Source organism: Sphingomonas glaciei (genome assembly GCF_023380025.1).
GTDB lineage: Bacteria > Pseudomonadota > Alphaproteobacteria > Sphingomonadales > Sphingomonadaceae > Sphingomicrobium > Sphingomicrobium glaciei.
This window is the reverse complement of the sequence record NZ_CP097253.1, coordinates 1,533,056-1,544,722: the sequence shown is the minus strand read 5'-3', so window position 1 is coordinate 1,544,722 and position 11,667 is coordinate 1,533,056. Positions and strand designations below refer to the sequence as shown.

Sequence of the window (11,667 nt, the reverse complement as noted above, 5' to 3'; positions counted from 1 at the left end):
CGCGACATGTCCGACGAGCAAACCCCAACCAAGCGCGACGCCTCTGAGAAGAGGGACTGGCGCGACACCGTCTTCCTGCCCAAGACCGGCTTTCCGATGAAGGCCGGCCTGCCGCAGAAGGAGCCGGCGATCCTGGCCCGCTGGAAGGAGGCCGACCTCTACGGCCAGCTCCGCACGGCGCGCGAAGGCCGCGAAAAGTTCATCCTCCACGATGGCCCGCCCTACGCCAATGGCGACATCCACATCGGCCACGTCCTCAACAAGACGCTGAAGGACCTCGTCGTCCGCACCCAGTCGCTGCTGGGCAAGGACGCGCCTTACGTGCCCGGCTGGGACTGCCACGGCCTGCCGATCGAGTGGAAGGTCGAGGAGCAGTATCGCAAAAAGAAGCGCGACAAGGACGAGGTCCCGCCGGCCGAGTTCCGCGCCGAATGCCGCGCCTACGCCCAGCATTGGGTCGATGTGCAGCGCGAACAGTTCCAGCGGCTCGGCATCCTTGGGGCATGGGACAAGCCCTATCTGACGATGGATTTCAGCGCCGAGGCGACCATCGTCGGCGAATTGTGCAAGGTGGCGGAGAGCGGCCAGCTCTACCGCGGCGCCAAGCCGGTGATGTGGAGCCCGGTCGAAAAGACCGCGCTGGCCGAAGCCGAGATCGAATATGAGGACGTCACCTCGACCCAGATCGACGTCGCGTTCGAGATCGTCGAGAGCCCGGTGCCCGAGCTGGTCGGCGCACACGCGGTGGTGTGGACGACGACGCCGTGGACCATTCCGGTCAACCAGGCGATCGCCTTTGGCGAGGACATCCCATATTTCGTCTGGCACTTGGCAGACGGGCGTCGGATACTGCTGGCCTTCGAGCTCAAAAACGAGTTCGAGAAGCGAACAGGCCTACATCTTACTTGGCCCGGTGCCAGTGAGGGTGAAGTCCACCAAAATGTCGTCGAACGGATGGCTGCTCACAAGATTAAGGGCTCCGAACTCGCCGGCACCATCGCCCGCCACCCGATGCATCACCTCGGCGGCTTTTTCGCCAGGCCGCGCCCGCTGATCGCGGCGCCGCACGTCACCACCGACGCCGGCACCGGCCTCGTCCACATGGCGCCCGACCATGGCGAGGAAGATTTCGAGGCGTGCAAGGCGGTCGGCATTGACCCCGTCTTCGCAGTCGAGGGCGACGGCAAGTATCGCGAGGACTGGCTGTGGCTGGGCGGGCAGGGTTCGGTCATCAACACCAAGTTCAACGGTCCCGACGGTCCGATCTGCACCGACCTGCGCGAAGCCGGCGCGCTGCTGAGCGCGGGCGATTTCCGCCACTCCTATCCGCACTCGTGGCGCTCCAAGGCCCGCGTCATTTATCGCTGCACACCGCAATGGTTCGTGGCGATGGACCGCCCGTTGTCACACCTGCCGGCCCTGTCGCGCGCCGAACAGCGCTGGGAAGGCGAGGGCGGCAACACCGTGATCGATGAAGAGGCGCACGCCGGCTCACCGACGCTGCGCGAACTGGCGCTACAGTCGATCGCCGACACGCGCTTCGTCCCCGACAAGGGTCGCAACCGCATCGGCTCGATGGTCGAGGGCCGACCCGACTGGGTGCTCAGCCGCCAGCGCGCCTGGGGCGTGCCGATCACCCTGTTCGTCGACCGTAAGAGCGGCAAGTACCTGGTCGATCCGGAGGTGAACGCCCGCATCGTCGCCGCCATCCGCGACAAGGGCGTCGACGCCTGGACCGCCGAAGGCGCCGCTCAGCGCTTCCTAGGCGACGGCCGCAATCCCGACGATTACGAGCAGGTCACCGACATCCTCGATGTCTGGTTCGACAGCGGCTGCACCCATGTCTTCACGCTGGAAAGCGGCCACTGGCCCGAGCAGCGCTGGCCTGCCGACCTCTATCTCGAAGGCTCTGACCAGCATCGCGGCTGGTTCCAGTCCTCGCTGCTGGAAAGCTGCGCGACCCGCGGCCGGGCGCCCTACGACACGGTGCTGACCCACGGCTTCACCATGGATTCCAAGGGCATGAAAATGTCCAAGAGCCTTGGGAACACCGTCAACCCGCTCGACCTGATGAAGGAAACCGGGGCCGATATCCTGCGCCTGTGGGTCGCTTCGGTCGATTTCACCGAGGACCACCGCATCGGCAAGGAGATCCTCGCCGGCGTGTCCGACAGCTACCGGAAGATCCGCAACACCTTCCGCTATCTCCTCGGCGCGCTGGAAGGGTTTGAGGAAGCCGAGCGGGTCACCGATCTGGCCGAGATGCCCGAGCTCGAGCGCTACATGGCAGCGCTGCTCAGCCAGCTCGACGAGGAACTGAAGGCGGCGCTCAATGCCTATGACTTCAACGGCTACGCCCGTGCGCTCAGCGATTTCTGCAACAACGATCTGTCGGCCTTCTACTTCGATATCCGCAAGGATTGCCTCTATTGCGACGCGCCCGGCGACCCGAAGCGCCGTGCCTATCGCAGCCTGCTCGATACCCTGTTCCACGCCCTGGTCCGCTGGTTCGCCCCGATCCTCGTATTCACGACCGAGGAAGTGTGGGCGACCCGCTACCCCGACGCGGCGTCGGTCCACCTAAGCGACTGGCCGGAATTGCCCGACGGCGCCGATCGCCGCCTGCTGGAGATCTGGACAAGTTACCGCGCGCTGCGTGAGCAGGTCACGGCCGAGATCGAACCGATGCGGCGCGAAAAGGTGATCGGCTCCAGCCTCGAGGCCCAGGTTGCGATCGGGCTGCCCGACAGCGCCGACCGCCCGATGCTGTCGGCGGACGAACTGGCCGAATTGTTCATCGTCTCCGAAGTACTGCTCGACACCGGCAGCGTGGTCGAGGGGCCGGCGGTGATCGCCCACCGCACCGACCTCCACAAGTGTGGCCGTTGCTGGCGGCACCTGCCCGAGGTGGACGAGGACGGCGACCTGTGCGCCCGCTGCGAAGAGGTGGTGGCGTGAAGGGCAAGACCGGGTTTGCGCTGGCCGGCGCCATGTTCGTCCTCGACCAGTTCACCAAATGGCTGGTGGCCGGGCCGATCGGGCTGACCGAGCTTGGCCAGAACATCCACCTGCTGCCCTTCTTCGACCTGACCCGGGTCCACAATCGCGGGATCTCGCTTGGCCTGCTGACCGCGGGATCGGAGAATGCGCGCTGGCTGCTGGTAGCGATGACCGCGGTGATCGCTGGGGTGGTGGCCTGGTGGCTGACCCGCGAGAAGCAGCGCGGCGACCAGCTGGCGCTCGGCCTGGTGCTGGGCGGCGCGCTCGGCAATATCGTCGACCGCGCCCGGCTTGGATACGTATTCGACTTCGCCGACCTTCACATCGGCGAGTTTCGACCCTTCCTGGTCTTCAATGTCGCCGACGCATGCATTAGCATCGGCGTCGTGATCCTGATATTGCGCGCCTTCCTGGTCCGCGAACCCAAGCCTTCGATGACGAAAGAGCCTGACAATGCGTAAGCAGCTTTCCCTACTCACCATCCTCGGCACGGGCCTTGCCCTGTCCGGCTGCGCCTTGTTCGGCGGCGGCGGGAGTGGCGGTTCCAAGCTCGACGAATTCCGCGTCGCCCGCAACGCGCCGCTGGTGATCCCGCCCGACTACAGCCTGACCCCGCCGCGCCCCGGCACCGCCAGCCTGTCGGCCGAAGGTGCCCAGCAGCAGGCGATCGGCGCCCTGTTCGGCGGCCCGGCGCCGCGCTCGTCGAGTGAGACCGGGCTGCTCGAAAAGGCCGGTGCCGATCGCGCTGCGCTCGGCGCCCGCTCGGTCGCCGGAAGCCCCGACACCGCGGTGGTCGACAAGGGCGCGCTGACCCAGGCCATCCTGTCCGCGCCGGCCGGCGACGGTCAGACCGCGTCGGTCCAGACGCCGTAAGCTAGACGAAGAGGGACGGGGGACGAATGGCAGACGATACGATTTCCGCCCGGCTGGTCGAGGTCGAGGCCTTGCTCGAGAAGTCGCGCAAGCGCTTCGAGGAAGGGACCAAGTTCGCCGACGAAGCGCATGCCCTGGTCAGCGAGCTGCAGCAGCAGCTGATCGGCGCGCCGGTCAATCTAGGCGCGCGCGACGATGCCGACGATGTCGCGTCCAAGCTCCTCGCCAGCTTGAAGGCGCAGGGCTCGGAGCTTCCCCCGACGCTGTGCGGCGGACGGATGGCGGTCGACCAGGTCCAGCGGCTGATCCGTATCGACGGCCATCCGATCGCCATCACCGAGATGGAATATCGCGTGCTCGAGCTGCTGGCCTTTGCCCGCAACAACGTGGTCACGCGAACCATGCTGCTGAAGCATCTCTATCGCCGCGCCGACGATCAGCCGCAGCCCAAGATCATCGACGTGTTCATCTCCAAGCTGCGCAAGAAGCTGCGCCTGTCGAGCGGCGGGGCCGAGTTCATCGAGACCATTCCGCAGCGCGGCTGGATCCTGCGCGACCTGGAGGCGACCCCGGCCTGAGGCCTGGCGGCGTCTTTACCTCTTCTCAACCATGCGGCTTTACTTCGAGTCGCATGATCCATTTCCAGCCCGAGCAAACCGGCCACGCCGCGCCTTACGCCGATGCGGTCAATCGCCTGCGCAGTGTCCGCAAGGCACTCGGTCTGGTCGAGATGTTCGAGGGCCGGCCTCGGCGCGATGTCGACGACATCACCTTCGAAGCCCTTCTCCCCCTCGCCACCCCGGCCCAGCAAGCCTGCGCCGACCAGCGCTCGGTCGGTGCGGCGGGTGCGGCGGCGGCCGGGATCGAGGCGCTGATCGGTGCCGACGGCGCGGGCGAGACGACCCACCCCGCGGCATTGCAAGCTCTAAGCGACACGCTGCGCCGCGACCTGGCCGGAATCGAAGCCCTGTTCGCAGGCCGCGCCTAACCTCTTAGCCGCGTTCCTTGGGCGTCAGCGGATCGGCGCCCCATTCACTCCAGCTGCCGTCGTATAGCCGCGTGTCGCGATTGCCGAGCAGGCGCGCGGCGAAGATCAGGCTGTTGGCGGTGACCCCCGACCCGCAGCTGGCGACGAACGGCCGTTCGGGGTCGATCCCATGCTCGACGAACGTCTGGCGAAGCTCGTGCGGCGGGCGGAAGCGGCCGTCGACAGCGTAAAGCGCGGTTATCGGCAGGTTGCGGGCGCCGGGGATGTGACCAGACTCGAGCCCAGGGCGCGGCTCCGGGCTGGTGCCCGCAAAGCGCTCGGCCGAGCGGGCGTCGGCAATCGCCATGCCGGTGCCGCGCAGAATATCGGCCTTGCTGACCACGGCCTCGGGATGGCCGATCCGGGCGTAAAACTGGGCGGGGCGATCGAGCGGCGGCTCGGCACTGACCGGCTGGCCTTCCGCCACCCAGCAGGCGAGCCCGCCATCGAGGATCGCGACCTGGCTCGCGCCGAAGTGGCGCAGCATGAACCAGGCGCGGGCCGAGGTGTGGATCGCGCTGTCGTCATAGACGATGATCCGGTCGTCGGAGGCGACGCCAAGCGCTTCCATCGCCTGGCCGAAGGCGTCGGCGCTCGGCAGCATGTGGGGCGAGCCGGCGGCGGGGTCGGACAGGCTTTTCAGGTCGAAGAAGCGCGCACCTGGGATGTGTCGTTTGTCATAGTCGGCCCGGGCATCGCGCTTGGGATCAAGGTGCCAGCTTGCGTCCAGCACGACCACGTCGGCCGAACCCATATTGGCGGCCAACCACGATACCGAGACCAGATCGTCCATCACCCTCTCCCGCGATAGCTCGCCACGCCTTGGTCGGGCACCCACAGGCCTTCGGGCGGCGGACCGGACTGCCAGAAGACGTCGATCGGGATGCCGCCGCGCGGATACCAGTAGCCGCCGATGCGCAGCCACGTCGGCTTCATCTCGTCGAACAGCCGCTGGCCGATGCCGACGGTCACGTCTTCATGGAAGCCGCAATGGTTGCGGAAGGAGCCGAGGAACAGCTTCAAGCTCTTCGATTCGACGATGGTCTCGCCCGGCGCATAGTCGAGCACGAGGTGCGCGAAATCGGGCTGGCCGGTGACCGGGCAAAGCGAGGTGAATTCGGGCGCGGCGAAGCGGACGAGATACAGGCTGCCGGCGCGCGGGTTCGGCACGTAATCGAGCGCCGCTTCCTCCGGCGAGGCGGGTAGGCCGCTGTTCTGGCCGAGATATTTGGGGGTCATCGGTAAGTCGCTTCTTGCTCGATGCCCGGCTCGCTCGGCACGTCCGGCAAGGCGGCGGCGCTGCGGCGGGTGGAGTGGTAGAGATAGAGCACGGCCGCCACGAACACGGCGATGCTCAGCAGCACGCTCGGCTCGAAGCTGTCGGGGAACAGGCTCAACGGCGTGTCGTCGTCGGTCGCCGCGACGGCGCCGGCGAAGGCGACCCCGAACAGGCTTTCGCCGACGATCAGGCCGGTCGCCATGAGCACGCCGAGCCGCTCCTTCACCTCGTAATTGCCGGAGCGTGCTGACCAGCGATTGTAGAGGTGACCAAGCAGCGCCCCGATCGGGATCAGCAGGGTCAGCGCCATCGGCAGGTAGATGCCCATGCCGACCGCGAGCGGGGGCAGGCTCTTCTTGCCGGTGCGGCGGAGGAGTTCGTCGATGACGATTACCACCGCACCGATGCCGGCACCGATGCCGATCAGGTCCCAGCGCAGGTTCCCACCGAGCACGCCCTGCGCGATGGCGGAGATGAGCGCGGCCTGCGGCGCGGCCAGCGCATTCTCGCCTGCGCCCGGCGCGCCCTGGAAGCCGAAAGCGCCGTTCAGCAGGTCGAGGATCGGCGGGATGACCAGCGCGCCGAACAGCACGCCAAGCACCAGTGCCACCTGCTGCCGCCACGGGGTGGCGCCGACCAGTTGGCCGGTCTTGAGGTCCTGGAGGTTGTCGTTGGAGATGGTGGCGATGCCGAACACCACCGCGGTCACGAACAGCGCGAACGCGACCAGCGTCTGGGTCATTTGGGGCGTCAATTCGCCTCCGAACAGCGCGGCGAGGATCAGGCTGATGCCGAGCACGGCGAGGATGCCGACGCCTGAAATCGGGCTGTTCGAGGCGCCGATCAGGCCGGCCATGTAGCCGCAGACGCTGGCGATAATGATGCCGGCGACGAGGATGTAGGCGAGGCTGAAGCCGATTAGCGCGGCGACGTGCGTGTGGAGGTCGGTGCCGCTGACGAAATATGCCAGTAGCCCGGCGATCGGCAGCATCAGTAGCAGGATCGAAATGCCGATCAGCTTGATCGGGATGTCGCGCTCGGTCAGCGGCAGGCTCTCCTGGCCTCCACCTTCGCGTTGCCGGCTGGCGGCAAGCGCGCCGGTGATGCCGCGGCTGATGGCTGGCAGGATCTTGAGCAGGGTCCAGATCGCGGCGACGCCGATAGTGCCAGCACCGATAAACCGCACTTCGGAACGGAAGATGGTGCCGACATGGTCGCCGAGTTCGACCCCCGCCGCGGCCGGAGTAAGGGCAGTCAGCCAAGGCACCAGCACGCCCCAGCTGATGACCAGGCCGACCACCATGGCGATCCCGACCCCGAGGCCGACCAGATGCCCGACCCCGATCAAGGCAAGGCTGAGACTGCCTGACAGGGTGGTCCCGCCCGCCCCCACCGGCAGGGTGCGAGCCGCCTCGGCAGTGACAAGCTTGAGCTGGGTGGCAAGCGCATAGCCGGCGCTGACGAGGCTGGAGAGGATGATCGCGCCGAGGCCCTTGCGGTTCTCCTCCGCACCGCCGACCCCCGCGCCGACCTTCAGCACCTCGGCCGCCGCGACGCCTTCGGGATAGGGAAGATCGGAACCGGTGACGAGCGCGCGGCGCAATGGCACCGAATACATTACGCCCAGCACGCCTCCGATCGCGATCACCGCGACCGACAACCAGTAGGGGAAGCCCGTCCACCAGCCGATCATCACCAGGCCGGGTAGGACGAAGATGATCGCGCTCAGCGTGCCCGCCGCCGAGGCGATGGTCTGGACGATATTGTTTTCCTGGATGGTGGTGTCGCGGAACGCCTTCAGCACCGCCATCGATATCACCGCGGCCGGGATGCTGGTGGCGAAGGTCAGTCCGATCTTGAGCCCGAGATAGACGTTGGCGGCAGTGAACAGCAGCGTCAGGATCGCGCCGAGCAGGATCCCGCGAAGGGTAAGTTCACGCATCGCTTACTCCCAGCCGCGCGCGAGGAAACGCGTCGCAAAGGCGCAGTGCAGCGCGACTCCGCGGCTCAGCCACTGTTCCTCCAGCGTCATTTGGGCGTGGTGGAGTGAGGGGCGGCTTTCGGGATCCTCATGGCCCTCCGGCGCGACGCCAAGGAAGGCCATGCAGCCCGGGATCTTTTGCAGGACATAAGCGAAATCCTCGCCGCCCATGATCGGGCTGCCCATTTCCTCGAAGCTGCCTTCGCCGAACAGGTCGGTGCTGAGCGCTTCGACCATCGTCACCGCGCGGGGATCGTTGCGGGTGGCGGGATAGCCCTGGTCGATGCGGACCTCGGCCGTGCAGCCGTGGGTCGCGGCGACGCCCTTGAGGATATGCTCGAACGCGGCGCGTCCGGCCTCGCGGCGGGTGTCGGACAGGGTGCGCAGGGTACCCTTCAGCTCCACCGTCTCGGGGATGATGTTATAGGCGGTGCCGGCCTGGATCTGGGTGATCGAAATCACCGCCGCATCGAAAAAGGGTACCGAGCGAGCGATCCATTGCTGCAGCGCGCCGACCGCCTCGCAGGCGACGGGAATCGGGTCGAGCGCCTGATAGGGCATGGCGGCATGGCCGCCGCGGCCGCGGATGGTCGCGTTCAAGGCGTCGGTCGAGGCGAGCAGGGCACCGGCGCGGCTGGTGACCTGACCGCCCTTCAGCGTCGGCCAGATGTGCAGCGCGAAGGCCCCATCGGGCGCCGGATCGTCGAGCAGCCCGTCCTCGATCATGAAGCGGGCGCCGTGATGGCCTTCCTCGCCCGGCTGGAACATGAAGACGATCGTGCCTTCAAGGCTGGCTTGCTGCGCCGACAGGATGCGCGCGGCGGCCGACAGCATCGCCGAATGGCTGTCGTGCCCGCAGGCATGCATCTTGCCGGCGGTCTGGCTGGCGAACTCGAGCCCCGTCTCCTCATGGATCGGAAGCGCGTCCATGTCGCCGCGCAGCAGAACGGTGCGGCCGGGCCGCGCGCCGCGCAGGATGGCGACGAAGCCGCTGGTGCTTTTCGAGTCGCGGATCTCCAGCGGGAGGCCGTCGAGCGAGGCTTTCAGCTTTGCGGTGGTGCGGGTGCAGTGCAGCCCGAGCTCCGGATCGGCATGGATGGCGCGGCGGAGCGCAACCATCGCGTCATATTCGGCCTCGGCGGCGGCGTGAAAGTCGGTGTTGACGAGGGTCATGGGCCTCGGATGCTACTGTTCCTGACAGTAGGCAAGCCGTCTGAGTGTTTGCTTGCCTCTTTCGGCCGCGCTGCTAGCGTCTCGCCGCTTTGTAATCGAGTAGAGATCCCCCATGCGTAAGAGCCTGATTCTAATGACCCTTCCGATCGCCGCCTGCTCGACCACCCCGCCCGCCGGACCGCTCCCCGCCCCGCCGCAAGCCGAGGCCCCCGCCGTTGTCGAGGCGGCTCCGGCGCCGGCTGCGCTGACCTATCCGCAGACCGCGCGCGGCGATGTGGTGGACACCCAGTTCGGAACCGCAGTCGCCGACCCTTATCGTTGGCTCGAGAATGACGTCCGCAAGGACCCGGCGGTCGCGACCTGGGTGGCCGAACAAAACAAGGTCACCGACGCCTTCCTCGACACGCTGCCCGGCCGCGACATCCTCAAGAAGCGCATGACCGAGCTGTTCAATTACGAGCGGGTCGGAAACCCGGTGAAGAAGGGCAGCCGCTACTTCTACCAGCGGAACACGGGCCTGCAGAACCAGTCGCCGCTGTACGTGCGCGACAGCGTCAACGGCCCCGAGCGGCTGCTGATCGACCCCAACAGCTTCAGCACCGACGGCGCCACCGCGCTGGCCGAATGGGTGCCGAGCGAGGACGGCCGCTACCTCCTTTACGCGATCCAGGATGGCGGGTCGGACTGGCGGACGCTCAAGGTGCTCGACGTCGCTAGCGGCAAGGTCGTCGCCGACGAGATCAAGTGGGTGAAATTCTCCGGCCTCAGCTGGTCCAAGGACAATCGCGGCTTCTTCTACTCGCGCTTCCCCGAAAGCCGCGAAGGCCAAGACTTCCAGTCGCTTAACAAGAATCAGGCGGTCTATTACCACCGCCTCGGCCAGCCGCAGAGCGCCGACCGGCTGATGTTCGACCGTCCCGACAAGCCCGAACTCAGCAACACCGCGACCGTCAGCGACGATGGCTCGACGCTGGTGGTGACCTCGTCCAGCGGCACCGACGAGCGCTATGAAGTGACGTTGGTCGACTGGCAGAAGGCCAAGCCGACCCGCCGCGTGCTGATCCCCGGCTTCACCCACGATTACAGCTACATCGGCAATCGCGGCTCGACCTATTATTTCCAGACCAACGACGGCGCCCCCCGCCTCAAGGTGGTGGCGATCGACGTCAACGCCGCGCGGCCCAACCGGCGGACGATCGTGCCCGAGCAGGCCGAAACGCTGAGCGGGTCGAGTCTGGTCGGCGGAAAGCTCATCACCTCCTACCTCAAGGATGCGGCGACCGAAGTGCGGGTCCACAGCCTGACCGGCGCGCGCGAGCGGGTGATCGAGCTTCCGGGCCTCGGCACTGCCGGCGGCTTCTCCGGCGATCTCGACGATCCGGAGACCTTCTTCTCCTTCGCCAGCTTCAACCGCCCGACCACCATCTACCGCTACAACGTCGGGTCGAACGCCAGCACCGCCTGGTTCGAACCCAAATTGCTGTTCAACCCCGACGACTTCGCCGTCGAACAGCGCTTCTTCGCCTCGAAGGACGGCACTCGCGTGCCGATGTTCATCGTCCGCAAAAAGGGCATCACCGGCCCGGTGCCGACGCTGCTCTACGCCTATGGCGGCTTCAACGTCTCACTGACGCCAAGCTTCTCGGCGACGCGCCTGGCGTGGCTGGAACAGGGCGGCGCCTATGTGCTGGCGAACATCCGTGGCGGCGGCGAATATGGCAAGGCGTGGCACGACGCCGGCCGTCTCGCCAACAAGCAGAATGTGTTCGACGATTTCATCGGCGCGGGCGAAGCGCTGATCGCGCAGGGCGTGACGCCGAAGGGCGGCCTGGCGGTCCAGGGCGGCTCCAACGGCGGCCTGTTGATTGGTGCGGTGGTCAACCAGCGTCCCGACCTGTTCGCCGCGGCCAATCCGGCGGTCGGTGTGATGGACATGCTGCGCTTCGACCGGTTCACCGCCGGGCGCTACTGGGTCGACGATTATGGCTACCCCAACAAGGAAGCCGATTTCCGCACCCTGCTGGCCTATTCGCCCTATCACAACGTCAAGGCGAACGTGTCCTATCCGGCGATCCTGGTGACCACCGCTGACACCGATGATCGCGTGGTCCCGGGGCACAGCTTCAAATATGTCGCGGCGCTGCAGAATGCGCATCCGACCGGCAACCCGCAGCTGATTCGGATCGAGACCCGTGCCGGACACGGCTCGGGCAAGCCGACCGACAAGATCATCGAAGAAGCCAGCGACGTGACCGCGTTCATGGCGAAGTTCACGGGTCTGCCGATCAAGTAGGACCAGTCAGTCGGCCGGCGAGGGAAGGGGTGCAAACCCTC

Annotated in this window: 10 protein-coding genes; 6 read left to right on the top strand and 4 right to left on the bottom strand. The window is 66.7% G+C overall.

The annotated features are described in order from the left end of the window. Positions 1-6 precede the first annotated feature (6 nt). From ileS to M1K48_RS07560, 5 genes are read left to right on the top strand one after another with little or no spacing between them, the layout of a single operon-like run. Positions 7-2,958 carry an isoleucine--tRNA ligase gene (ileS, locus tag M1K48_RS07580; protein WP_249454041.1) on the top strand — a complete coding sequence of 984 codons (2,952 nt, stop codon included), beginning with the start codon at positions 7-9 and terminating at the stop codon, positions 2,956-2,958. Positions 2,959-2,990: 32 nt separating this feature from the next. Continuing rightward, positions 2,991-3,461: a signal peptidase II gene (gene lspA, locus M1K48_RS07575; RefSeq protein ID WP_249505213.1), complete on the top strand. Its 471-nt coding sequence runs from the start codon at positions 2,991-2,993 to the stop codon at positions 3,459-3,461. Beyond that, the gene (locus tag M1K48_RS07570; RefSeq protein WP_249454039.1) at positions 3,454-3,873 is read left to right on the top strand and encodes a DUF3035 domain-containing protein; all 420 of its coding nucleotides are present in this window, start codon (positions 3,454-3,456) and stop codon (positions 3,871-3,873) included. Before lspA ends, M1K48_RS07570 begins: the two co-directional genes overlap by 8 nt. 26 nt (positions 3,874-3,899) lie before the next feature. Then, positions 3,900-4,451: a winged helix-turn-helix domain-containing protein gene (locus tag M1K48_RS07565; protein WP_249454037.1), complete on the top strand. Its 552-nt coding sequence runs from the start codon at positions 3,900-3,902 to the stop codon at positions 4,449-4,451. Positions 4,452-4,504: 53 nt separating this feature from the next. Further along, the gene (locus tag M1K48_RS07560; protein ID WP_249454035.1) at positions 4,505-4,861 is read left to right on the top strand and encodes a hypothetical protein; all 357 of its coding nucleotides are present in this window, start codon (positions 4,505-4,507) and stop codon (positions 4,859-4,861) included. Between the two features lie 4 nt (positions 4,862-4,865). On the opposite strand, the gene sseA is transcribed toward M1K48_RS07560, so the two are convergent. From sseA to M1K48_RS07540, 4 genes are read right to left on the bottom strand one after another with little or no spacing between them, the layout of a single operon-like run. Then, positions 4,866-5,693 carry a 3-mercaptopyruvate sulfurtransferase gene (sseA, locus tag M1K48_RS07555; protein WP_249454033.1) on the bottom strand — a complete coding sequence of 276 codons (828 nt, stop codon included), beginning with the start codon at positions 5,691-5,693 and terminating at the stop codon, positions 4,866-4,868. Then, positions 5,693-6,139: a preQ(1) synthase gene (gene queF, locus M1K48_RS07550; RefSeq protein ID WP_249454031.1), complete on the bottom strand. Its 447-nt coding sequence runs from the start codon at positions 6,137-6,139 to the stop codon at positions 5,693-5,695. The genes sseA and queF overlap by 1 nt, the downstream gene beginning before the upstream one ends. Continuing rightward, entirely contained in the window at positions 6,136-8,121 is a 1,986-nt protein-coding gene (locus tag M1K48_RS07545; RefSeq protein WP_249454029.1) for an OPT family oligopeptide transporter, read from the bottom strand. Before M1K48_RS07545 ends, queF begins: the two co-directional genes overlap by 4 nt. Positions 8,122-8,124: 3 nt before the next feature. Then, positions 8,125-9,333, bottom strand: a complete 1,209-nt coding sequence (locus tag M1K48_RS07540) for a M20 metallopeptidase family protein (protein ID WP_249454027.1) — start codon at positions 9,331-9,333, stop codon at positions 8,125-8,127. Positions 9,334-9,445: 112 nt separating this feature from the next. On the opposite strand from M1K48_RS07540, the gene M1K48_RS07535 reads away from it, so the two are divergent. After that, the gene (locus M1K48_RS07535; RefSeq protein ID WP_249454025.1) at positions 9,446-11,626 is read left to right on the top strand and encodes a prolyl oligopeptidase family serine peptidase; all 2,181 of its coding nucleotides are present in this window, start codon (positions 9,446-9,448) and stop codon (positions 11,624-11,626) included. Positions 11,627-11,667 lie beyond the last annotated feature (41 nt).